The following is a 22,546-nucleotide window of genomic DNA, read 5'->3' as shown; positions in this document are numbered from 1 at the left end:
CTTGTTCTGGGCCGCGCGCAGCGGCTTTGCGCTCAGTCGCGCACGATGGCCACGGCCGACGCCCAGGTCGGCAGGTCGCCCGCGTCGCCCTGCGCGGCCTTGCACGCGTAGCGGTAGGCTTCCGCCAGGTCCTTGGGCTGCGCCGCGTCCAGGTACACGTCGTAGAAACGCTGGATGTAGCGCGCGCAGGATTCCTCTTCGACCTGCCAGCGAAACGCCAGCACGCCGGCCGCGCCGGCGCGCATGACTTCCAGCGCCGTGCGCACCGACGCGCCGCTGCACGAGGACAGCACCAGCAGCTTGCATTTGCCCGCTTCCATCCACTGGCCGATCAGCCGGATCGACAACTGCCACGCTTCGCCGTCCTCGCCGGGCAGCACCAGCATCGTGCTTTCGCCCTCGGACACCGAATGGCCGGCGAAATGGAAGATGTCGTAGTTGCCCGTGCGCAACCGTTCCTCGATGCGGCGTTGCAGGTCCGCGCCCACCAGGCCCGTTTCGTCGGCGGCGCGCACGTGATCGATGATGAGGTGACCGGGTGCGCGCGCCGCCAGCTCGGCCAGGTGCTCGCGTTCCTTCGCGACGGACTGCAGCGGCCCGAACTCCATGGCGGGCAGCGGCGGGCCGCCGTCCTCGCGCCGGAAGGTGACGGTGCCGAACACCGAACTGGCGTCCATGAACAGCATCCGCACCGGCTGGCCGGGCGCGCGGGCGTCCGGCTCCCAGCGCGGCGCGGGCGCCGTGCCTTCCAGATGCAGGCGCCGCGCCATCGGCAGCTCCAGGCACAGGTAGCGGCCGCTGTCGGCGCCGAACTCGCGTCCCATCTCGAAGGGCAGGTTAAACAGACGCGAGACTTCCTGGCTGGCCAGGTTGAATTCAAAGCGCAGGTCCAGCCCCGCGAAGGCGCCGGCCCCTGGCGATACTTCCTCGTCGCGCGCCCGCTGGATCAGCTTGGCGACGGGCGCGCCCAGGCTGTGCGTGACCATGGCGCTGAAGACGTCTTCGCCCACCCCGCTCAGGTCCTTGAGCCATTGCGGCGCCTTGGTCTCGCCCAGATACGGGCTGAAGGTCTCGATGCGGCCCACCAGCGCGGAGATCCGGTCGCGCTCCTTGTAGGGCATGTCCTGCGAGGAATATTCGTGCCGCCCCATCTGGATGCGGTAGGTGATCGAATGCTCGCCCACGCGGATGATGAGCCGCCGCCGGCGCTTCGGCGCCAGCGGCGTCAGGCACGTGAGCACGGTGGCGACCTCCGCGCCGCTGTTGACGGCGGTCTTCGCGTCGTTGGTCCACATGAAGACTTCCGGGCGCTCCAGCACGTAGCGCTGCACGAGCTCGGGCGGGTCCACCGCCAGGACCAGCAAGGGCACCGAAGACCGCCGCGCTATCCATTCCAGCAGTTCCACCGCCGCCGCGCCGGGCTTGCCGCGCTTGCTGGCGGTCGAGCCCAGCCGGGCGTCGATGATGACGAGCCGCGGTTCGATGCGGGGCGTCGACAGATCCCAGGATTCGATCTGCGTCTTGGCGCTTTCCAGCGAGGTGCGGCGGCGCAGTTCCGCGCCCACGAACGGCGCGATCGCCGGGTACTGCTGGACGTGGCGGTGCAGCTGGGCGATGTTGTTGGCCCAATCGTCCTCGTGCTCGTCGTTCATGCTGGCCAGCAGGATGAAGTTGGGTCCGGCGGGGTCGTGTTCCATGATGGCTGTCCCAGGTTCCGGATGGCCTAGCCCGACCGCAGCGGCAGGATCAGCGTGAACGCGCGCCACGGCGGCGTGACGGTCGCGTAGGCGTCGGCCGGGTGCAGCGGCGCAGCCGACAGCGGCGGGTCGGCGACCAGCGCGCCGCCGTGGTCGATCACGGTTTCCTGTATTTGGGTGATGGCGATGCTGGCGCCGTCGTGCGCGGCGCGTTCGGCGCTGAGCAAGGCGTCGTCGGGCACGGCGTGGGCGGGCGGATCGGCCTCCCACTGCTGCTCCTTGCTCAGGCCGAAGCGGATCGTGCAGCCGTCCGGGCCGGCATCCAGGTCGATCGTCACGCGGGCGTCGTCCGCATTGCGGCAGCGCAGGAGGTAATCGGTCATCGACCGGAACGCCGCCGAGAGCGCCTGTGCATCGCCGGACACGGTCGGGCCGTCGCGCGAGGCCGTGCGATTCGTCAGCGCAATCCGGCGCTGGTCGCGCGCGGGCAAGGCGGTCACCACGTCCTGCAGGCGCGCGCCCAGTTCGACGTCGCTGTGCATGGCGCGGGTGCGCCGCCGCGATTCGCTGGCGCCCGCCAGGCGCTCGAAGGTGATGTCGGCCTTGCCGATCTCGGCCACGATGCGTTGGCTCAGGTCCTGCGCCTGGGCCGCGACCTCCTCGGCGGACATGCCCTGGCGGGCGTCCTCGTGCAGCAGCACGGTCTGCGATGTGAGGCTGCACGCCAGCGACAACGAGGTGCGCGTCTGCCGCGCCACCTCGGCCACGGTCTCGCGCCCACCCCAGGTCCGCGATGTCGGTGAAGAACCAGATCGACATGTCCAGGCTGGGATCCAGGTCGGTGCGCGTGGCCAGCACGGATCGGGGCTGGCCGGTGCTGTCCAGCAGTTCGATGCGTTCGCGCTTGACGGTAAAGGGAGCGGTCAGGATGCCCTGCGTGGCTTCGTCGCCCGCAATCGCGTAGTCCGTGATCGCCGGGGCCTCGTCCAGGCTGCGCCCGCGCCGCGGTTCGGCGCCCAGCATGTCGGTTGCCACGCGGTTCATCTCGATGACGGCGCCCTCGCGGCCCACGAACACCACCGCCTGTTCGGTTTCCGCCATCAGGCTTTGCTTGGTCTGGTTGAGCAGATGCTGCGCCAGGCCTTCTTCCAGCGACGCGATGATCTGGAGCAGGTCGTCGATGTCCGGCCCCTTGAAGGCGTGCGAGACCGACGATTCCACGTCAAGCAGCCACCGTATCCGGCCGTTCAGGTGAATGGGCACGGTCATGGCCGAGCGCAGCGGCCGCTTTGGTCCCCCGTAGCCGTGTTGCGCGTAGGCCGGGTTGCCAATGTCGTCCACCGCCAGCAGGCAGCCCTGCGCCAGCGTGGCGCCCAGCATGCCTTGCGAGGTGGGCTGCTGGTATGCGGGCGGCAGCGCGTAGGCCGGCGCCAGGCTGTGCTGGGTGACGACCTCGAAGCGCTTGTCCTGGCGGTTGACGCGATACAGCGCTACGTGGTCCCACGAAAAATGCTGCGCAAGCTGGACGATGATCTCTTCGGCGGCCTGGCGCAGCGACGCGGCGGCCATCACCTTGCGCCGCAGCGAATCGGCAAATTCGGCGCGCTCGTCGTCGCGCTCTTTTTCAAAGCGCATCAGCACGGGTTCCAGGTCCAGCGCGCGCAGCATCTCCAGGTGCCGCTCGCCGTAAGCGCCCGGTTGGCGCGAGCACAGGCTGAGCGCCGAACTGTAGCCGTCCGGGCGTGTGACGGGCAGCGTGACGGAGGCCTCGATGCCCAGGTCCTGATAGCACCGCACGACCTCGTTGCCGGGCTGCGGCATGTTCTTCTGGACGAAGGCGCCGATCTCTTCGACCCAGGTCCGGCCGGAATCCAGGAACGTGCGGATCGTGGGCGGCAGGTCCATCCAGCGCGCGGGCCATAGCTCCACGCCCTCCGGGCGCACGGCGATCGCGCGAAACAGCGACACGTCGTTGCCATAGATGCCGAAGACCGCGTGCTCGAACGGGATGAGGCGCCGTATCTGCTCCAGGATGCGGTCCAGCTTCAGCCGCCAGCCGGCGATCGCGGGATCCAGGGCAATGCGCCGGATCTCATCGCGGGCGGACTCCAGCGTGCGCGACTGGATGACGGCAATGACGCCCAGCAGTTCGCCATTGGGGGCGGGATCGGGCGTCATGACCAGCTCGAACTGCCGGTCGGCGTCATCTGGAACCGGGATGGCGATAGTCACCGCGACCATCGCATCGCCTTCCGTGTCTTGCACGCAGCGCAGGATGGCGCGCTGCACGGGGCCGCCGTCGGACGGCCGGAAGCGCGCCGCGAGCCGGGTGCCGCACAGGGCCTCGCGCGGCAGGCCCAGCGTGCGCGCCGCCTCGGGGTTGGCAAAGCGGATCACGCCCTGCATGTCCAGCCGGAACACGGCGTACGGAGTGCGCTCGAAACGATGCGATTCGGCCTCACGAAACGGCGCGCCGTCGTTGACCAGCACGATGAGTTCGCCGCTGTCCAGCGTGCACAGCGGGATGAGCTGCGCGGGCACGCGTGCACCGCCGGGGCTCCGGTACACGACGTCGACGGCGCCATCGCCCATGCGCAGCGGCTTTCCAAGCCCGTAGACCTGGCTCACGTGCCGGTTAACGAGCGACTCGCGCGCCAGCGGCAGGACGGCGCTGGCCGCGACGATCTCGCCCGATCGGGCCAGCACCAGACAGGGCACGCCGACCTGGGACAGCACGCGCGCCACCTCGGCAGGCTCGCCAAAAAGGGAAAATTCGGGCAGCGCCGCGCCCTGGGCAAGCGCCGGCGCGTCGCGATAGGGTTTCGGCTCCATCTCTGTCATGACAAGCCCTCTTCACCCGCGGTCACCGCTTGATGAACGCGATGACCTGCTGTTGCGTGCCCTTGTCGTTGTCGAATCCGCCGTGCGTGCTGGACGCCACGGGCAGGACACGGGCGTTGGCCGGCGCGCTGCCCTCGGGCGATACGTGAAGCGCGTCGCAGGCAATGCCGGCATCCCGGAAATAGCGCTCCATGCCCAGCAGCGGTGTCGTCGTGCCGCCCTCGAAGGATTCGCTGACCAGATACAGCAGCGAGCGCCGGTACGGGCCGCAGGTGGGATCGTCCTCTTCGGCGCGGTCCGACAGGTGGAACTGCTGGTAGCGCTTCACGCGGCTGCCCAGGTGCGGCACGACCAGGTCCTTGAAGGTCCGCAGCCTGACGGCGGGCGCCATCAGGCTCAGCGACTCCAGCTCTCCGCCGTCGGCGGTCAGGCGCTTGACGAAGTGGCTGGCGACGATCGCGCCGGCCGAATGCCCCACGATGTGCAGACGCACGCGGCCGCGCGCGACGTGCGCCTTGAAGTGCTTGTACAGCAGGATCATCGCGGCTTCTTCCCCGCCGTCGCGGACCGGTTCGCTCATGGCTTCGGCGTTCTGCTTCATCTCGCCCCAGACCACCGTGCCGGGCCGCGCCAGCCAGCGTTCAAGCCGCTGGTTCCACCAGCGTTCCAGCCGCTCGCCGATGCCGCCGGTGGTGCGCGGCACGTTGCTCGCGGCGTCCCGGATGATGTTCCTGACGGTGGTGATGAAATCCGTTTCCCACATCAGGAAAACCGGAAAGATCTGGCTGTCGTAGAGCAGCGGGATCCATTCGGCAGCGGCTTCGGCCGCATCGTTCTCGCCGACCAGCCCGCCGTGCGCGTACACGCACACGTCCATCGGCTTGTCCTTCAGGTTCCAGCGCTCGCGCGCGGCGCTCATGTGCACGTCCACGATGGCGCGCAGGTCGTCGGGCGTGGTGCGAAACGCGCCGCTGTTGCTGAGCTTGCCGTTGTTGCCCACGTTGACGATGAACGGCGTGAGTTCCCGGTCGCGCAGCACCTTGCCGGCGGCCAGCGTCACCTTCCGCCCTTCGGTGCGCAGGCTGATGCTGTTCGAGATCCGCTCGTGTTCGTGCGTGACCACGCCCAGTTGCACGACCCAGCAGTCCATCGCATTGCGCAGCCAATCGTCGTAGGTCAGCACGGCCATGCCGTGCGTGCCCCATTCCTCGCCCCAGGAGTTCTGGATCAGGAAACCGTCCTGCGTGTAGCCCACGATGACGAAGGCGTGGCCCTGCATCGCCGTTTCCTGGCCGGTGGCCGGAATCACCCAGAACGGCCGCGTGACGGGCGTAGGTTCATCGTCGTGCGGCGTGACGCCGTGACCGTCGTCCCAGCCGTCGTGGCAGCCCGCGCTGGCGTACAGGATGCCGACCTCGTTCAGCGCGGCGTGCATCTCGACGATGCTGCGCGTGTCGATGCGGTAGTAGGCCCCGAGCGGGCGCTTGACCGCGTCCAGCCACCAGTCGTCTTCGGGACGCTTGGCCGCCGGCGGCATGTCGAGCGTGGGAAATAGCGCCTGCGCGCAGGCGCCGTGCCGGAACCAGCCCTTCAGGGCGCCGCGCAGGCTGGAGCCGCTGTCGTCGACCGATCCCGGAAACTCGTCATAGCGCCGGGCCATGGAATACAGCATGAATGGCGAGATCGCGGGGCGCGTGTCGCGCTCGGATTTGCGCAGCAGGTATTCGACCACCGTGGACAGCGCAAATCCCGTGCAGGCCGACGTTTCGCCTTGGTGCTTCACGGTCAGCCCCATTACGGGGATCATCTCTGCCTTGGGCGTGACGGAAATGTTGGGCCGGAACAGGATGTCGCGCGCGTCGAAGGCATCGGGCTTGGCGGACCGCTCGAAGAGCCGCGCGGCCGGGGCGTCATCCTGCTTGCGGCGCTTGCGGGCCTTCGGGGCCGGATCTTCCGGCGCCGCGGCGGACGCTTGCGCCACGCGCGTGCCCTTCTTCTTGGCCGCGGGCTTGGCCGTCGTGCGCGCTGCCGCCTTTCGGGTCGCCATGTCGTTCTCCCAATGCCGGCCGCCGGCTAGGACGCCAGCTTCAAGCTGGCGATGTAGCGCGGCGCGTCGGCGGCCAGCTTGGCCTGCACGTCGTCGCGCAGCTGTTCAAACAGGGCGGCGTTCAGCGTCAGGCGCTGCGCGCAGGCCCAAAAGTTCACCTGCCGCGCGCCCCACTGCGCAAACAGGAAACGCTTGCGGCTGTCCACGGCGCGAAAGTAGTAGGCGCCCAGCGCCATCGACAGCCCGCCGCCGCGATCGCGCTGCACGGCGCCCAGCTGGAAGTTGCCTCCCGACTGCGAAGAGGCGTGAAAGTCGAAGAGCTTTACGGTGTCGTCGTCTTCGGCCAGCTGGCCCAGCGCGGACACCGCCTGGTCCAGCACCGCCAGCTGATCGCGCCGCGCGACGGCCAGCAGCAGGTCGACGGCCACCTGGTCCATGCGGAACTCGCACTCGTCTTCCTCGTGATGGGTAAAGTGCATTTGCCCGCTGGTCCACCCCAGGTTCTCCAGCACTTCCACGTAGGTCTGATACCAGGCCTGCGATTGGGTGAATCGGTCGTGGGCGGCGCTGGCGGCGCGTTGCGCCAGCTGCAGCGAATACAGCACGTCGCCGCGGTCCTGTTCCTGCAGGCCCGCTGCAAACGACAGCACGCTGCCGGCGTTGATGCTGGCCTGCGGCGCCTGCCGCGCGTTCTTGCCCCCGGCGCCGGCACGCAGCACGGCGCCCGAACGTTTGGCGGGCGTGCGCCGCCGCGCGACGGGCATGCCGGGCGGCTCCAGCATCTGCACTGGCAGGTCATTCAGATAGCCGTGGATACCAACCGCGTTGACGCCGTGGTCCGGCATGGTCGAGGTAGGCGCGGCGCGTTTGGATGCGCGGCCCGCGGGGCGCGGCGGCGGGGCCGGCGATACCAGCGCGCCGTCCTCCGAGAACGTGGCGGCCAGGATGAAGTCGGCTTCCGCGGCGGAATAGGCCGGGTCCCAGTGCGTGTTTTCGGGGACATGGCAATGGCCGTAGTGCCCGCTCTGCGAGTCCCAGATGGCGGCATTGCGGTTATGGCCGCCGGGGTCCTTGCCGTTCTTGGCCGGCAACGGGCGGCCCGAGGGCCACTTGCGGGGGATGCCGTGCTGCGCTTCGATCCAGCGGCACAGACGCGCCAGGTTGGTCAGCGCCCGGCTGTCCTTGGGCAGGTGCGCAAAGCCCACCAGCTCGATCTGCACGGCCGAATCGCGGTTGGTCTGGACGCCGCCCGCATCGTTGCGCAGCGCCCGCGCGCCTTCGGCGGTGTCGACGTGCTGGAAGATCGTCGTGGCATCGACCGTGAAGTGGGGGTCGGATCGGTTGCGGCGGAACGCGTCCATCGCGCCCTGCGCGGTGCTGCCTTCCGTGGTGTGATGGACGATCTTGAAAGGGCCGCCAAGGTGAGGCCCGGACGATCCCGATATGGGCCGCCACGTCGCGAATGGACATCGTGCCATCGATGGTCTCCTCGGAACGGGCGCGGGTGTTCTTGGCAAGACGACATGACGACGATGATGCGGCGCCCATTGCAGGGATATATATGCGGACCTCATCCGCCTTGCTAGTAGCCGAAAGTATTAATCCTTGAATGTGCAATGGTGCTTATGCACCATCCGGCCCCGGTTGCGCTCGTCCAGACGGATGAGGCGTGGCGTTCACGCTGCCTTGCGGATGCGCACCGGAATCGATTTGTAGCTGGGCGTGCCGCTCGCCGTGTCCTGGTAATCCAGCGGGCACAGGTTGTTCGCTTCAGGGTAGTACGCGCCCACCGAGCCGGCCGCAATGTCGTGCTTGATGGCTGTCAACCGCAGGCGACGGTGCGTCTGCCCCGGCAGGCTGGTGACGATTTCAACCTCGTCGCCGTGCGCGATGCCATGGCGCGCCAGATCGGCCGCGTTCATGAATAGCACGTCGCGCCGGCCAAACACACCGCGATAGCGGTCGTCCAGGCCGTAGATGGTGGTGTTGTATTGATCGTGGCTGCGTAGCGTGGTGAGCCTGAGGATGTTGCCTTCCACGATGTCGGGATCTTCGCGCAGGCCGGCGAACGGAATGAATTCGGCCTTGCCCGAGGCCGTCTTCCAGATGCGCTCGGTGGGGGGCAGCGGCAGGCGAAAGCCGCCGGGGATGCGGATGCGCGCGTTGTAGTCGCGGAAGTCCGGGTAGATTTTTTCGATCAGGTCGCGGATGCGGTCGTAGTCCTCGATCAGATGCGCCCAGTTGACGCGGCTGCGCGGCAGCGTCGCCTGCGCCATGCCGGCAATGATGGCCGGTTCCGACCGCAGGTGCGTCGATGCCGGCAGCAGCTTGCCGCGCGAGGCATGCACCATCGACATCGAATCCTCCACCGTGACCGATTGCGCGCCGCCCGCCTGCACGTCGCTTTCCGTGCGGCCCAGCACCGGCAGGATGATCGACTGCTTGCCGATCAACAGGTGCGAGCGGTTCAGCTTGGTGTTCAGATGCACCGCCAGGTCCAGCTGCCGCATGCCGCGCTCGCAGGCGTCGGTGTCGGGCAGCGCGATCGCGAAATTGCCGCCCAGGCAGATCAGCGCCTTGGCGCGGCCCGCGGCCATGGCCTTCATGGCCTCCACCGCATCATGGCCGGGCCGCTCCGGGGGCCGGAAACCAAAGGTCTGTTCGACGTGGTCGAACATGGTGTGATCGATCTTTTCGGTGATGCCGACCGTGCGGTTGCCCTGCACGTTCGAGTGCCCGCGCAAGGGGCAGATGCCCGCGCCCGGCTTGCCGAAGTTGCCGCGCATCAAGAGCAGCGCCGCAATCTGCTGCACGTTGCTCGTGCCCTTTTCGTGCTGCGTGATGCCCATGCCATACGTGACGATGGTGGCGTTGGATCGCGCATAGGCGTCGGCCACCTGCTCCAGGTCGCGCTGACGCAGGCCGCTTGCCTGTTCGATGTCGGCCCAGCTCGTGGCGTCCAGGTCCTCGGCGAAGGCTTCGTAGCCGTTGGTGTGTCGGGAAATGAATTCGTGGTCCAGCGTGTTGCGCCCGTCGCGGTCCGCGTTCATCAGCGCTTTCATGATGCCTTTTAGCGCGGCGGCGTCACCGCCGACCTTGACCTGGAAGTACGTGGACGCGATGGGCGTGGAGCCCAGCGTGCCCATCTCGATCGGATCCTGCGGATCGGCAAAGCGCTCCAGCGAGCGTTCGCGCAGCGGGTTGAAAACAATGATGGGCACGCCGCGGCGCGCGCAGTCGTGCAGCGTTCCCATCATGCGCGGATGGTTCGTGCCGGGGTTGTGTCCCATCGAGATGATGAGGTCGCACACATCGAAGTCGTCCAGCGAGACCGTGCCCTTGCCGATGCCGATGGCCTGGGGCAGCCCGACGCTGGTGGCCTCGTGGCACATGTTGGAGCAGTCGGGAAAATTGTTGGTGCCGAATTCGCGGGCATACAGGCTGAACAGGAACGCCGCTTCGTTGGAGGCGCGGCCCGAGGTATAGAACTCGGCCATGTCCGGGTCGGGCAGGCTGGCCAGCGTCTGGCCGATGCGCGCGAACGCGTCGTCCCATGCGATGGGCTGGTAGGTGTCGCTGGCCGCATCGTAGGCCAGCGGATGCGTCAGGCGGCCCGCGTTCTCCAGGTCGTGGTCGCTCCAGGTCAGCAGCTCGGCCACCGGATGCGCGGCGAAGAACTCGGGCGTCACGCGCTTGCGGGTGGCTTCCCACGTCACGGCCTTCGCGCCGTTTTCACAGAACTGGAACGTCGACGTATGCGCCTTGTCGGGCCATGCGCAGCCCGGGCAATCGAAGCCGTCCGGCTTGTTGGTGCGCAACAGCAGCGCGGGCGCCTCGGCGATGCGCATCTGGTTGGCCACAGCCTGCGCGGTCGCCTTCAGGGCGCCCCAACCGCCTGCGGGAGCGTCGTAGGGGCGGATGCCAGCGGGTTTGCCTTGGGTCATGCGAATCTCCGGAACTCAGGGTGCGTTGCGCGCGGCGGCGTCGGAGGCGGGGGCAAGCCGCGCGCCGCGAGCGTCGCAGTAACGGCTTGCCAGCACCGAGCCGGCCACGGCCACGATGACGGGAACGAGAAAGGCCTGGTCGACCCGGGTGAACTCCAGGATCAGCACCACCGCCGTGAGCGGCATGCGCATCGACGAGGCCAGAAAGGCGGCGGCGCCCACGACGGCAAACGCGCCGGGCGGCGAGTCGGGCCAGGCGATGCTCCACAGGCCGCCCAGCACGACCGCCATCGACGCGCCCACGGCAACGGCGGGGGTAAGCAGACCGCCCGCCGCGCCGGCGCGCAGCGTGAAGACGACGACGGCCACTTTCATCAGCGCCAGCGTGGCCGCCAGGGCGAGGGTCAGGTCATTGTCAAAGCTCAGTTGCGCCGGGCCCCTGCCATTGCCCAGCAGCGCGGGCAGGTAGATCGCAAGCAGCCCGAGCAGGGTGAAATTGATCAGGCACGCCACGGGCAGCCGCCAGCCCCGTGCCGCATTGCGGCGCGCGGCGTCGGTCAGCCGCTGCCAGACGTGGGCCGCGCCGCCGAAGACAGGCCCGGCGACGATGGCCCAGACGACCAGGCTGGAACTGATCTGCATGGGGGGAACGGCGTACTGGATCACGTTGCCCAAGCCCGCCCAGGCCACCACCGCGCCGATGCAGCAAGCCGCCAGCGCCGCGGCCACGGCGGGCCAGGCGAACGACCCCACCAGCACCTCCAGGACAAAGAGCGTCGCGCCGAGCGGCACGTTGTACACGGCGGCCAGCCCCGCGCCCGCGCCGCAGGCAATGACGAGACTGTGCTGCGCGGGCGGCAGGCGCAGCAGCGCGGCCAATCGGCCGCCTGCCAACGCGCCGACCTCGCGCGGCGCCACCTCGCGCCCCAGCGGCGAGCCCAGCCCCACCGTCACGATCTGCAGGATGGCATGCGCCATCGTCGTCAGCGCAGGCATCCCGCGCGTGGCGTCGGATACCGCCGCCTTCACGCTGACCAGAGGACGGCCATAGCGATAGATCAGCCACCATCCGCCACCGGCCGCCACGCCGCACAGCACCAGCGCCATCACGCGGCGCGCGCCGCTGGCGGCTTGCACGCCTTCCAGGAAGGTCTCGTGGTTGACGATCTGGCCCTCGGCGTAGCCATATGCCAGATGCTGCACGGCATGGAGCAGCATTCCGAGCAACATGCCGCCCAGCCCCGCGAACAGGCCGGTCAGGATCACCGCGAGCAGGAAACGCGGGCGCAGCCAGGACGGATCATCGGGCTTCAGGTCGTTCATACCAGGATGGGCTCCTGTCGTTTGGCGCGCCGACGCATCGAGGCGCGCATTGCGATGAGGCAGTGTAGGGGCCGTTCCTTTAAAAGCGGCCATTACCAGCCGGAAACCCATACCAATTGGTTAGGCATTAATCCCGAATTCTCTTGCTTGCCGTCAAATACCGCCCAAACTTCGGCTTTATTTCAAATAGTATCCAAGTAATTCAGTACTTATACTTCCCGTTCCATTCGATGGACGGGCGCCACGCAGAGCAACGCGGAGCATTTAGTCCCAGTCCGATTTCAACCGATTCGAGGCATTGCTACCGTCGCGTCCTCGATGACCCACGCGTAACGGGAGTGAAGAAGTGGCGCTTTACCAGAGAACGATGTTGAACAAGGCGATGAAGATCGGCGCGCTGGCGCTGTTGTCGGGTGTGATGGCCGGCTGCGCGACCGAGCGTTCGCAAGCCTTGGCCGTGCCGGCCGTCGCCGCCGCCAGCAAGCCCTACGCGGGCGTGCGCAGCCCCATTTCGGTCGGCAAGTTCGACAACCGCACCAACTACCTGCGCGGCGTGTTCTCGGATGGCGTGGACCGGCTGGGCGGCCAAGCCAAGACGATTCTGGTCAGCCACCTGCAGCGCAGCGGCCGATTCCAGGTGATGGACCGTGACAACCTGTCCGAAATCGCCCAGGAAGCCGCGTTCAACAAGAAGGCCGCGCAGATCAAGGGCGCGCGCTACGTCGTCACGGGCGATGTGACGGCCTTCGGCCGCAAGGTCACCGGCGACCAGCAACTGTTCGGCATCCTGGGCCGCGGCAAGGAGCAGGTGGCTTACGCGAAGGTCGACCTGAACGTGGTGGATGCGACGACCTCGGAAGTGGTCTATTCCGCCTCGGGCGCCGGCGAATACAGCCTGTCCAACCGCGAAGTCGTCGGTTTTGGCGGCACGGCCGGCTACGACTCCACCCTGAACGGCAAGGTGCTGGACCTGGCCATCCGTGAAGCCGTGGACCGTCTGGTCGACGGCATCGAGCAGGGCGCCTGGCAGCCCGCACGCAACTAAGAGAGGCGCGCATGGCAAACCATTTCAATCTCCGCGGCGGCGCCACCTGCGCGCGCGTCGTCCGCGCACTGGTGATCGTGGGCCTGGCCGGCGTGCTGTCGGCCTGCGTGCAGCAGCCCAAGTCCCTGTATAGCTGGCAGTCCTACGAGGGCTCGGTCTACGCCTACCTGAAGGACGACGGCGGCGATTACGCGACGCAGACGCTCGCCATGGAGAAGAACATCGAGACGGCGCGCGCGGCCAACGCCGAGCTGCCGCCCGGCTTTCGCGCGCATCTGGGCATGCTCTACCTGAAGATGGGCGAAGGCGACAAGGGCGTCGAGCAAATGCAGGGCGAGAAGGCCGCCTTCCCGGAAGCCGCGCCGTTCATGGACTTCCTGCTGCGCAACGCGGGCAAGCCGCAGACCGTCGCCGCAACGGGCGAAGGCTTGCCAGCGGGGGCGTCCGCCCCGGGGGCGCCCACTACCGCCAGCCCCGCCGCCGCCAGCCCCGCCGCGCCCGCCGAAGCTGGCACGTTGAAGAAAGGATCGTGATGATGCACACACTCATGCGCGCCGGCCTCGTGGCCCTCGCGGCGCTGTTGACGGGTTGCGTGGCGCCGCCGCAGAAGCATGTCGACTACACCGCGTTTCGCGAAAGCAAGCCGGCGTCGATCCTGGTGTTGCCGCCGCTGAACACGTCGGTGGATGTGGCGGCCACCTCGGCCGTGCTCTCGCAGGCCACGCGCCCGCTCGCTGAATCCGGCTATTACGTGATTCCGGTCGGCGTCATGGAAGAGACGTTCAAACAGAACGGCCTGACTTCGCCCGACGACATCCATGAACTGCCGGCCGTCAAGCTGCGCGAGATCTTCGGCGCCGATGCGGCGCTGTACATGACCGTCAAGCAGTACGGGTCCAGCTACGCGGTCCTGTCCAGCACGGTCACGGTCTCGATCGACGCGGAACTGCTCGACCTGCGCAACGGCGCCAAGCTGTGGAGCGGCACGAAGCAGGTGGTGCACGCCAACAACAACAGCAACGGCGGCCTGATCGGCATGCTGGTGCAGGCCGTGGTGGATCAGGTGATCAACAATCTGACGGACCGCAGCTACAGCGTGGCCGGCATGACGAACAACCTGCTGCTCAGCGCCGGCACCCCCGGCGGCATCCTGTACGGACCGCGCTCGCCGCGTTACGAAGCACAGTAAACCCGCCGGATGACGGCTTACGCCCGCGCGCCAGTTTCGGCGCGCGGGCGATTTTGTTTCGACGCCTGGGTGATCAAGTGCGCTGCACGAGCGGGTGCAGTTTCCGGGCCCAGCCAAGCAGGGCCTGATCCTCGTCGGTTCGCGCCACCCACTGCACGCCCACCGGCAAACCGTTGTCCGCATGCGCGGTGGGCAGGTGCAACGCCGGCCAGCCCAACAGCGACCATACGCGGTTGAACAGCGACGAGCCTGTCGATCGCGTGCCTTCGGGCGCCTCGGACGGGGCGCTGGGGGTGACGATGAAGTCCACGGCGCCAAAGCGCTCGAGCCATTCGCCGCCCAGCCGCGCGCGGCGTCGCTGCAGCGCTGCGTACTCGGCATGGGTAATGGCCAATCCCCGGTCTATCGCCGTGCGCAGCGCCGGCGACAGCAGATGGCCGTGCGGCCCGCGAACCACCGGCAGCAGGCCGCGCGCCAGTTCAGCGAGCATGGTTTGCGCGTGGATAGCCAGGAGCGCCTGCAGGTCCGCGTCCACGTCCGGCGCGTCGATGTGGGCGCCGTGCTCGCGCAGCGTGGCCGCGCAATCGTTTAGCGCTCGCCGCGCGGCACCGCTCAGGTCGCCGATGGCGCTGCAGGTCAGCAACGCAACACGGGGCGGTCGGTCCGGGCGATGCGCGGCCAACCCGGGAAGCAGCACGGACGCCACCGCTTGCGACTGTTTCACGTCGCGCGTAAACCAGCCGATGGTGTCCAGCGAATCGCATAGCACGTGCATGCCCTGCCGATGCACCCTCCCGAAGGTCGGCTTGAACCCCACCACGCCGCAGAACGCGGCGGGGCGGATCATGGACCCGCCCGTCTGCGTGCCCAGCGCCAGGTCGACCATGCCCGCCGCGACGGCCGCCGCCGAGCCGCTTGATGAGCCGCCCGGTGTATGCGCCAGGTGGCGCGGATTGCGGGTCGGGCCCGGCGTGACGTAGGCGTATTCGGCGGTGACCGTCTTGCCGATCGGCACCGCGCCGGCATCGCGCAACTGCGTGACGCAGCTTGCGTCGAGCCGCGCCGGTTCCGCCGATTCCGCAGCGGAGCCCGAGCGCGTCGGCAGGCCGGCGACGTCGATCACATCCTTGACCCCGAAGGCAGCGCCGGCCAGCGGACCCTGGCCGGCTGGCACCGCGACCGAGGCCTCGTCGGCCAGGCAGACCCAGGCCTGGACCTGCGCATCCCCCGCCTTGCTGAGCGCAAGGGCTTCGTGCGCTGCCCGCATCATTGAACCTTGATCTGCTTTTGCTGGATCAACTGCGTCCACCGCGCGTTTTCGCTGGCGATGAAGTCGCCGAACTGCTCCGGCGTGCCCCCGGCAACCTCGCCGCCCTGCGACTCCACCACGGCGCGGTACTGCTTGTCCTGCAGGGCGCGGTTGATGTGCTCGTTTAGCGTCTTGATTACCTCGGGCGGCGTGCCGGCGGGGGCGATCACGCCGAACCAGTTCGAGACCACCATGTCCGGCATTCCCAGTTCCTTGAAGGTGGGAACGTCCGGCAGGCCGGGTGCGCGCTTGTCCGCGGCGACGGCCAGCATCCTGATGCGGGCGTCGGCGCCGGCCGCGTGCGGCAGGAACAGGCTAGGCAGTTCGATGTAGAAATCCACGTTGCCGGCGATCAGGTCGTTCACGGCCGGCGCGCCGCCGCGGTACGGCACGTGGGTCGCGTTGACGCCCGCCTGCTCCTTGAACAGCTCCGTGCTCAAGTGCGATGCGCTGCCCGCGCCGGTGGAGGCGTAGTTGAGCTTTTCCGGATTGGCCTTGGCATCGCGGATGAGCGCGGCGGGGTCGGCATAAGGCGATTTGCTGCTGACGCCCAGCGCCATCGGGCCCCGCTCGATCAGGGCCACGGGCGCGATGTCCTTGGCCGGATCGAAAGGCATCGTGTAGAGCGCTTTGTTCACTGACATGGGCGCGAAGTTGCCCAGGCCGATCGTGTAGCCGTCTGGCTTGGCGGACGCGATCTGCGCGGTGCCGATGTTGCCGCTGGCGCCGGGCTTGTTGTCGACCCCAACGGGCACGCCCAGCGAATCGCTGAGCTTCTGCGCCAACTGGCGCGAGCGCGTGTCGGAACTGCCGCCGGCCGCGTACGGCACGATGAACTTGATTGCCTGCGCCGGATAGGCGGCTTGCGCCAGCGCGCCGGGCGAGGCAAGGCAGAGACCGGCCGCGAAGGCGCCGGCCAGAAGCTTGAGGGTGAAGGACGCAGCAGGCATGGCATTTCCCTTGTCATGAGGGCCGCAGTACGGGCCCGTGGATTGTGCCTGCATGGTAGGAAGCTGCCATTAGGATGTCTAATACCTTATTCTCCCGTTATTGATTCGCCAGGAAAATAAATGCTGATCGACAGCCGTCTGCTTCAGGTGTTTGCCGTGGTGGCCGAAGAGCTGCATTTCGGCCGCGCGGCGCAGCGTCTGCATCTGAGCCAGCCTCCGCTGAGCCAAAGCGTGCGCAAGCTTGAAGAGGAATTGGGCGTGCAGCTTCTGGAACGCACCACGCGCACGGTCAAACTTACGGCGGCCGGCGCCGAGCTGCAACGCCGCGTGCGGCAGATGGCCGCCGAACACGAGGCCACGGTGCGGCACGTGCGGCAGGCGGCCAGCGGCGAAGCCGGACAACTCACGATTGGGCTCACGCCCAGCGCCGCCTATTCGAACGTGCCGCAGGCGCTGTTCGCGTTCCGACAGCGCTATCCGGGCGTGGTGCTGGACCTGCAGGAAATGAATTCGAGCGAGATGCCGGAGGCGCTGCATCAGCGGCGGCTGGATCTGGCTCTCTTGCGTCCGCCTTTTGCGGATGCGGACCTGTCGCCCGTGCCCCTGTACTCCGAGCCCATGGTGCTGGCGCTGCGCCGCGGCCATCCGCTAGCGGCGAAACGCTGGGTGACCATGGAGCAGGTGCTGGATCTGCCGATCGTGGGGTATGCGCGCGACCGGTCGCGTTACTTCAGCCAGGTGCTGCGGCAGATGATCGAAGCCGCCGGCAAGCCCGCGAACATCGTGCAGGAAAGCATGATCCCGACGATCCTGACGCTGGTGGAAGCGGGATTTGGCGCGGCCGTGGTGCCGGCGTCGCTGGCGCGGATGCGCATGGACATCCTTGCCTACGTCGGCATCCGGGGGCGCGGCGCGTTCCGCGCCGAGCTGGCGGCCGCGCGCCACCCGGATCATCGCAATCCCGCGGTGGATGCCTTCGTGGCGATCATGCGGGACACCAAGCAGCAGCCACGCCAGAAGGCGCCGTGATGACGCCTGTGCATGGTGCGCGCTGCGCGCGCCGTTACCGGTGCTGAGAGTTCAGTCCCAGTCCGCCGCCAGACCTTCCGGGCTGACTTCGCGGCCGTTGCGTTCCAGCGCGGCGATCTGCGCCATGTCTTCGTCCGTCAGGCGCAGGTCCTGGGCGAGCAGGTTGCTGGCCAGGTTTTCGCGCTTGGTGGACGACGGGATCACGGCATAACCCAGTTGCAAGGCCCAGGCCAGCGCGACCTGCGCGGGCGTGGCCGCGTGGCGCTGCGCGATCTGGCCGATGACCGGATCCTTGAGCACCTTGCCGTAGGCCAGCGTCATGTACGAGGTCACGGGGATGCCCGCTTCCTGCAGGAACGCGGTGAGCTTGCGGTTCTGCAGGTAGGGGCTGAGCTCGATCTGGTTGGTGGCGATCTGGTCGCGGCCCACGGCGGCGATGGCTGCCCGCGTCTCGGCGATGGGAAAGTTGGAAATCCCGATCTGTCGCGTCAGGCCCTGCGCCTTGGCCTCGGCCAGCGCCGTCATGAATTCGTCGACGGACACACCGTTGTCCGGTGCGGGCCAATGGATCAGCGTCAGGTCCACATAGTCAGTCCGCAGCTTGGCCAGGCTGTCCTTCAGGCTGGGGACGAGCTTGTCCTTGGCGTAGTTGGGCACCCAGATCTTGGTGGTGATGTAGAGGTCCGCGCGGGCCACGTTCGATTCCGCGATGGCCTGGCCGACGTCGGCCTCGTTCTCGTAGATCTGGGCCGTGTCGATCGCGCGATAGCCGACGTCCAGCGCGTTGCGCACGGAATCGATGACGGTCTGGCCTTGCAGGCGGAAGGTGCCGACGCCAAAGGCGGGAATGGGCATGGAAAACTCCTGGGGGGGTACGGGGCCGGGCCGGCGAGGTCCGGGGATGGCGGTAGTGTGCCCGCCCTACCCTTGCAAAAAAATACCGGTATCGGCGAAAGACTTTTGATAAAACGTCAACTATGAAAACCACCCTCGACGAAATGCAGGTCTTCATCGCCATCGTGGACAGCGGCTCGATCACCGCTGCCGCCGAGGTGCTGGGCCAGACCGTCTCGGCCACCAGCCGCACCATGAGCCGGCTTGAAGAAAAGCTGCAGACCACGCTGATGCGGCGCACGACCCGGCGTCTGGCGCTGACCGAAGAAGGCAAGGCCTACCTGGAGCAGGCGCGCCGCATCATTGCGTCGGTCGAGGAAGCCGAAGAGCTGATGAACCTGCGGCGCAACCAGCCCGCCGGCCTCTTGCGCGTGGATGCGGCCTCGCCCTTCATGCTGCATGTCATCGCGCCGCTGGCGCCGGCCTATCGCACGCGCTATCCGCAGGTGGAGCTGGAACTGACCAGCAACGAAGGCAACATCGACCTCTTGGAGCGGCGCACCGACCTGGCCTTTCGGATCGGGCGATTGAAGGACTCGTCGCTGCACGCGGTGGCCTTGGGCACGAGCCGGGTGCGTGTGCTGGCCAGTCCGGGTTATCTGGCGCGGCACGGCACGCCCCGCCGCGCGGCGGACCTGGCCTCGCACGTGTTGCTGGGCTTTGCGCAACTGGAAGCGCTGAACGAATGGCCGCTGCTCGATGCCGACGGGCAGCCGGTGCACGTCAAGCCGCAGGTGCGCGCCTATAGCGGCGAGACGCTGCGCCAGCTGGCGCTGAACGACGGCGGCATCGTGTGCCTGTCCGACTTCATGACGCGCGCGGACCGCAAAAGCGGCGCGCTGCAGCCGCTCTTCGTGAAGCAGCTGCTTGAAGTCAGGCAGCCGATCAACGCGGTGTACTACCGGAACACGGCGATCTCCTCGCGCATCAAGTCCTTCATCGACTTCGTGGTCGAAACGGTGGGTACGCGCGGCTTCGAGGAATAGCGGACCAACGAAGATGTATCCAATGGCGACCCCGGCGGCAGGCGCGCGGGGCGCGTCCTTATACTGTCCCCGTTTTGTGATGAACCCTGGATACGTATGAGCATATTCTCCCGCTTCTTCGGCCGCAACGAGGAATCCGCCGATTCCGCCGCCCTGTTGGCCAACCCGGACATTGCGCAGCCGTTGAGCCTGCAGGTCCTGTTCGCCGAACCGCTCGCGATCACCGAGGAGGCGCTGGCCGATGCGCTGCGCGCCTACCATCCGACGATGGCCAAGGCGCGCGCGGAAATCGCGCCCGACATGCCGGAATTCCTGGGCATGGCCGGCTGGGACAAGCACGTCGTGCGGCTGGTGGGCTTCAATGCGCCCTATCCAAAGGATGCGCTCGAGACCTGCGTCGCGCCATCGCACTATCCCGCCGCGATGAAGGACGAGGTCCGCGCCCACGCCAGCCACATCATCCTGTACTACGCGGGATTCGAAACCGATCCCTTGGAGCAGTACGTGGCGCTGGCGGCGGTGGCGGGCGCATTGACCGGTTTCAAGGCGCTGGCGGTCCTGAACGAGCATGCGCACACGTCACTTCCAGCCGGCGTGTTCGCCGCCGAGTCGCTGGGCGAGGAAACCATGGACCTCTTGCGCACGCTGCCGCTGAACATGCTGTATTGCGGTTTCGTGAAGTATGAAGTCGAAGGCGTGCAGGGCGTATGGATGCGCACGTATGGCGGCGATGCCTTCGGCCTGCCGGACTTCGCCGCGCTGGCGGCAGGGCATGACGAAGGCGAGGTCTACTCGACGACGTTCAACAACATCATGAGCTACATGCTGGAAAGCGGCGCCGAACTGGCCGCCGGCCACACCATGCAGATCGGCGAGGACGCCTACATGAAGCTGCGCGAGCCGGCCAAGGAAGAGTATTTCCTGGACGGCCCGGGGCAGGTGCTGGTGGCCGAGATCATCTCGGCCGACCAGATCAATACGCCAGGTTAAGCACCGCGAAGCGGCGCCAGCCCGGGATCCTTACGCCGCGTAGCGGCTGGCCTCGCCGTTGCGGTTATTGGCGGGCCACAGGCGCAGGGCCAGGGCGGCGGCTGCGGCGCCGGCGGCGGTCAGCGTCACGCCGGTCCAGCCCCAGTGGGCCAGCGCCAGGCTGCCCAGTGCGCCGCCGGCGGCCATGCCGATGAAGACGCCCGTCATCAGGATGGCGTTCAGGCGGCTGCGGGCGGCCGGGTCGATGCCGTAGACGATGCTTTGGTGCGCGATCAGCGAGGTCTGGATGCCCAGGTCGAAGCCGACGGCGGCGCCGCCGATCAGCCACAACGCGGCGTGCGGGGGCAGGAAAGGCAGGAAGATCATGGCGGCAAACGACACCATCGTCAGGCCGGCGCCCAGGCTGGCCACGGCCAGCGGGCCCCGCGTGTCGGCCACGCGGCCCGCCAGCGGCGCGGCCAGGGCGCCCGCGGCGCCAGCCAGGCCGAACGCGCCCGCGGCGCCCGCGCCCAGGTGGAACGGCGCGTCATGCAGCATCACGGCCAGCGTCGACCAGAAGGCGCTGAACCCCAGCGACAAGAGGCCCTGCGCGGTTGCGGTGCGGCGCAGGCCGGGATGCTGGCGCCACAGCGTCAGCAGCGAGCCCAGCAACGCACTGTAGGCCAGCCGCGTCGACGGTTCGAAACGCGGCAGGCCGCGCCACAGGGCTGCGCCCAGCGCCACGATGCTGACGGCGGCGGCCGCGAACATCATGCGCCAGCCGAATTGCTCGGCCACGAATCCGCTGACCACCCGCGAGAGCAGGATGCCCAGCAAGAGGCCGGTCATGACGGTGCCGACGATCTTGCCGCGCTGCTCGGCCGGCGCCAGGTGGGCGCCGGCCGGCACGATGTCCTGGGCCAGCGTGGCCGACAGGCCGATGGCGAAGCTGGCGGCCAGCAGCAGTCCGATCGTGGGCGACGCGCCGGCCAGAAGCAGCGCCAGGCTCAGCACGGCGGCCTTGACCAGGATGATGCGCTTGCGGTCATACCGGTCGCCCAACGGCGCCAGCATCAGGATGCCGAACGCGTAGCCCAGCTGCGTCAGCGTCGGAATCCAGCCCAGCGTCTCGGCGCTGGCGTGGATGTCCGCGCCCAGCACGCCGAGCATCGGCTGGCTGTAGTAAAGGGAAGCGACGCCCAGGCCGGCGCCCACGGCCAGCAGGAAAACCAGGCCGCGCGATAGGGAGGGGTGGGAAATGGGGGATGACATGGTGGTGTCCGGTGGCATTGGTACGGGGCAAATTCTGGGCTTTCACCCCTGGTTTTGGTAGCCGACCTTCGGGTACATCCGTTATACGATAGGCGTATGACCACCCCCGCTCTCCCCGTTGCCGCCGGCACCGACCGCATGCTGCTCATCGAAACCTTCGTGCGCATCGTCGAGGCCGGCAGCTTGTCGGCGGCCGCCGCCCAGATGGGCGGCACGCAACCCACCGTCAGCCGCCGCCTGCAATTGCTGGAACGCACGATGGGCGTGCGGCTGCTCAAGCGCTCCACCCACGCCATCCGCCTGACCGAAGACGGGCAGCGCTGCTATGAACGCGGCAAGGAGCTGCTCGCCACCTTTCATTCATTCGAAAGCGAGGTGCGCGGCGCGGGCGACGAGCCCGCCGGCATGCTGCGCGTGGTAGCGCCGCACGTGTTCGGCCAGGATCAGTTCATCGAACCGCTGGCCAAGTACCTGAAGCGCTATCCGAACATGCGGGTGGAATGGCTGCTGCACGACCGCATGCCGGACCTGATCGCCGAAAACGTCGATTGCGCGATCCGGGTCGGGGCCGTGACGGATCCGTCGGTGATCGCCGTGAAGCTGGGCGAGGTGCCGCGCATCGTCGTGGCCTCCCCGGACCTGCTTGCCGGCGGGCCCGTGCCGCAGGATCCGCCGGAACTGGCGCGACTGCCGTGGCTGGCGCTGCGCACCTTCTATCGCACCGAGGTGACCCTGACGCATTGCGGCAGCGGCGACAGGCAAAGCTTCGATATCCAGCCGCGCCTGTCCACCGACGGCCTGCACGCGCTGCGCAATTCGGCCATCCAGGGGCTGGGCGTCGCGTTGGGGTCCGCGTGGGCCATGCAGGACGATCTGGCTGCCGGCCGCCTCGTGCACCTGGCGCCGCAATGGCGCGCCGACGCACTGCCCGTGTTTCTGGTCTACGCGCCGTCGCGCTTTCAGCCGGCGCGGCTGCGGCGCTTCATCGAGATCATGCGCGAGCATCTGCCGATGGAGCTGGCCGGACACTGACGCCGGTCCGCGCGCCTGC

The 22,546-nt window shown here is 68.0% G+C and carries 16 protein-coding genes; 7 read left to right on the top strand and 9 right to left on the bottom strand.

Going from position 1 to position 22,546, the window contains the following annotated elements; all coding sequences use genetic code 11:
- Positions 1-32: 32 nt before the first annotated feature.
- The 5 genes from FBY20_RS27965 to FBY20_RS09555 form a co-directional block, all read right to left on the bottom strand.
- A complete protein-coding gene (locus FBY20_RS27965; RefSeq protein WP_255452306.1) occupies positions 33-4,538 on the bottom strand; it encodes a CHAT domain-containing protein in 4,506 nt (1,501 codons plus the stop codon).
- Between the two features lie 22 nt (positions 4,539-4,560).
- Positions 4,561-6,585: a C1 family peptidase gene (locus FBY20_RS09570; protein ID WP_142051711.1), complete on the bottom strand. Its 2,025-nt coding sequence runs from the start codon at positions 6,583-6,585 to the stop codon at positions 4,561-4,563.
- A gap of 26 nt (positions 6,586-6,611) precedes the next feature.
- Entirely contained in the window at positions 6,612-8,063 is a 1,452-nt protein-coding gene (locus tag FBY20_RS09565) for a peptidoglycan recognition family protein (RefSeq protein ID WP_142051708.1), read from the bottom strand.
- 198 nt (positions 8,064-8,261) lie between these two features.
- A complete protein-coding gene (locus tag FBY20_RS09560) occupies positions 8,262-10,529 on the bottom strand; it encodes an FdhF/YdeP family oxidoreductase (protein WP_142051705.1) in 2,268 nt (755 codons plus the stop codon).
- Between the two features lie 15 nt (positions 10,530-10,544).
- On the bottom strand, positions 10,545-11,852 hold the full coding sequence (locus tag FBY20_RS09555) for a chloride channel protein (RefSeq protein WP_142051702.1): 1,308 nt from the start codon (positions 11,850-11,852) through the stop codon (positions 10,545-10,547).
- 367 nt (positions 11,853-12,219) lie between these two features.
- Here FBY20_RS09555 and FBY20_RS09550 point away from each other — a divergent pair, with 367 nt between their 5' ends.
- From FBY20_RS09550 to FBY20_RS09540, 3 genes are read left to right on the top strand one after another with little or no spacing between them, the layout of a single operon-like run.
- Positions 12,220-12,897: a CsgG/HfaB family protein gene (locus FBY20_RS09550; RefSeq protein ID WP_142051699.1), complete on the top strand. Its 678-nt coding sequence runs from the start codon at positions 12,220-12,222 to the stop codon at positions 12,895-12,897.
- Positions 12,898-12,908: 11 nt separating this feature from the next.
- On the top strand, positions 12,909-13,430 hold the full coding sequence (locus FBY20_RS09545) for a DUF4810 domain-containing protein (RefSeq protein WP_142051696.1): 522 nt from the start codon (positions 12,909-12,911) through the stop codon (positions 13,428-13,430).
- Positions 13,430-14,086 carry a DUF799 domain-containing protein gene (locus tag FBY20_RS09540; protein ID WP_062840052.1) on the top strand — a complete coding sequence of 219 codons (657 nt, stop codon included), beginning with the start codon at positions 13,430-13,432 and terminating at the stop codon, positions 14,084-14,086. Before FBY20_RS09545 ends, FBY20_RS09540 begins: the two co-directional genes overlap by 1 nt.
- Before the next feature lie 73 nt (positions 14,087-14,159).
- Here the strand turns inward: FBY20_RS09540 and FBY20_RS09535 are convergent, their stop codons facing one another.
- Together FBY20_RS09535 and FBY20_RS09530 are read right to left on the bottom strand one after the other, a co-directional pair.
- A complete protein-coding gene (locus FBY20_RS09535; protein WP_142051693.1) occupies positions 14,160-15,356 on the bottom strand; it encodes an amidase in 1,197 nt (398 codons plus the stop codon).
- Positions 15,353-16,345, bottom strand: a complete 993-nt coding sequence (locus FBY20_RS09530) for a tripartite tricarboxylate transporter substrate binding protein (RefSeq protein ID WP_142051691.1) — start codon at positions 16,343-16,345, stop codon at positions 15,353-15,355. The genes FBY20_RS09535 and FBY20_RS09530 overlap by 4 nt, the downstream gene beginning before the upstream one ends.
- 120 nt (positions 16,346-16,465) lie before the next feature.
- On the opposite strand from FBY20_RS09530, the gene FBY20_RS09525 reads away from it, so the two are divergent.
- Positions 16,466-17,374: a LysR family transcriptional regulator gene (locus tag FBY20_RS09525; protein ID WP_056319414.1), complete on the top strand. Its 909-nt coding sequence runs from the start codon at positions 16,466-16,468 to the stop codon at positions 17,372-17,374.
- A gap of 51 nt (positions 17,375-17,425) precedes the next feature.
- Here FBY20_RS09525 and dkgB read toward each other — a convergent pair whose 3' ends face one another.
- The gene (gene dkgB, locus FBY20_RS09520; RefSeq protein WP_056319412.1) at positions 17,426-18,229 is read right to left on the bottom strand and encodes a 2,5-didehydrogluconate reductase DkgB; all 804 of its coding nucleotides are present in this window, start codon (positions 18,227-18,229) and stop codon (positions 17,426-17,428) included.
- Between the two features lie 122 nt (positions 18,230-18,351).
- On the opposite strand from dkgB, the gene FBY20_RS09515 reads away from it, so the two are divergent.
- A complete protein-coding gene (locus tag FBY20_RS09515; RefSeq protein ID WP_056319409.1) occupies positions 18,352-19,254 on the top strand; it encodes a LysR substrate-binding domain-containing protein in 903 nt (300 codons plus the stop codon).
- 96 nt (positions 19,255-19,350) lie between these two features.
- Complete coding sequence (locus FBY20_RS09510; RefSeq protein ID WP_142051688.1) at positions 19,351-20,244, top strand: DUF4261 domain-containing protein; 894 nt, start codon at positions 19,351-19,353, stop codon at positions 20,242-20,244.
- Between the two features lie 30 nt (positions 20,245-20,274).
- Here FBY20_RS09510 and FBY20_RS09505 read toward each other — a convergent pair whose 3' ends face one another.
- Positions 20,275-21,495: an MFS transporter gene (locus tag FBY20_RS09505; RefSeq protein WP_142051685.1), complete on the bottom strand. Its 1,221-nt coding sequence runs from the start codon at positions 21,493-21,495 to the stop codon at positions 20,275-20,277.
- A gap of 96 nt (positions 21,496-21,591) precedes the next feature.
- Here FBY20_RS09505 and FBY20_RS09500 point away from each other — a divergent pair, with 96 nt between their 5' ends.
- Positions 21,592-22,527 (top strand): LysR family transcriptional regulator, encoded by a 936-nt coding sequence (locus FBY20_RS09500; protein ID WP_142051682.1) that lies wholly within the window; start codon positions 21,592-21,594, stop codon positions 22,525-22,527.
- Positions 22,528-22,546: the final 19 nt, after the last annotated feature.

The sequence above is a fragment of the Achromobacter sp. SLBN-14 genome (assembly GCF_006715415.1).
Lineage (GTDB): Bacteria > Pseudomonadota > Gammaproteobacteria > Burkholderiales > Burkholderiaceae_B > Achromobacter > Achromobacter mucicolens.
Note: the sequence above shows the minus strand (reverse complement) of the source record. Positions and strands in the feature narration are given on the sequence as shown.

Coding starts and splice junctions, on each gene's coding strand:
- FBY20_RS09500 (WP_142051682.1), top strand. CDS start 21,592: ATGACCACCCCCGCTCTCCCCGTTGCCGCCGGCACCGACCGCATGCTG.
- FBY20_RS09525 (WP_056319414.1), top strand. CDS start 16,466: ATGCTGATCGACAGCCGTCTGCTTCAGGTGTTTGCCGTGGTGGCCGAA.
- FBY20_RS09505 (WP_142051685.1), bottom strand. CDS start 21,495: ATGTCATCCCCCATTTCCCACCCCTCCCTATCGCGCGGCCTGGTTTTC.
- FBY20_RS09545 (WP_142051696.1), top strand. CDS start 12,909: ATGGCAAACCATTTCAATCTCCGCGGCGGCGCCACCTGCGCGCGCGTC.
- dkgB (WP_056319412.1), bottom strand. CDS start 18,229: ATGCCCATTCCCGCCTTTGGCGTCGGCACCTTCCGCCTGCAAGGCCAG.
- FBY20_RS09555 (WP_142051702.1), bottom strand. CDS start 11,852: ATGAACGACCTGAAGCCCGATGATCCGTCCTGGCTGCGCCCGCGTTTC.
- FBY20_RS09560 (WP_142051705.1), bottom strand. CDS start 10,529: ATGACCCAAGGCAAACCCGCTGGCATCCGCCCCTACGACGCTCCCGCA.
- FBY20_RS09565 (WP_142051708.1), bottom strand. CDS start 8,063: ATGGCACGATGTCCATTCGCGACGTGGCGGCCCATATCGGGATCGTCC.
- FBY20_RS09540 (WP_062840052.1), top strand. CDS start 13,430: ATGATGCACACACTCATGCGCGCCGGCCTCGTGGCCCTCGCGGCGCTG.
- FBY20_RS09570 (WP_142051711.1), bottom strand. CDS start 6,585: ATGGCGACCCGAAAGGCGGCAGCGCGCACGACGGCCAAGCCCGCGGCC.
- FBY20_RS09510 (WP_142051688.1), top strand. CDS start 19,351: ATGAGCATATTCTCCCGCTTCTTCGGCCGCAACGAGGAATCCGCCGAT.
- FBY20_RS09550 (WP_142051699.1), top strand. CDS start 12,220: ATGTTGAACAAGGCGATGAAGATCGGCGCGCTGGCGCTGTTGTCGGGT.
- FBY20_RS09535 (WP_142051693.1), bottom strand. CDS start 15,356: ATGATGCGGGCAGCGCACGAAGCCCTTGCGCTCAGCAAGGCGGGGGAT.
- FBY20_RS09530 (WP_142051691.1), bottom strand. CDS start 16,345: ATGCCTGCTGCGTCCTTCACCCTCAAGCTTCTGGCCGGCGCCTTCGCG.
- FBY20_RS09515 (WP_056319409.1), top strand. CDS start 18,352: ATGAAAACCACCCTCGACGAAATGCAGGTCTTCATCGCCATCGTGGAC.
- FBY20_RS27965 (WP_255452306.1), bottom strand. CDS start 4,538: ATGACAGAGATGGAGCCGAAACCCTATCGCGACGCGCCGGCGCTTGCC.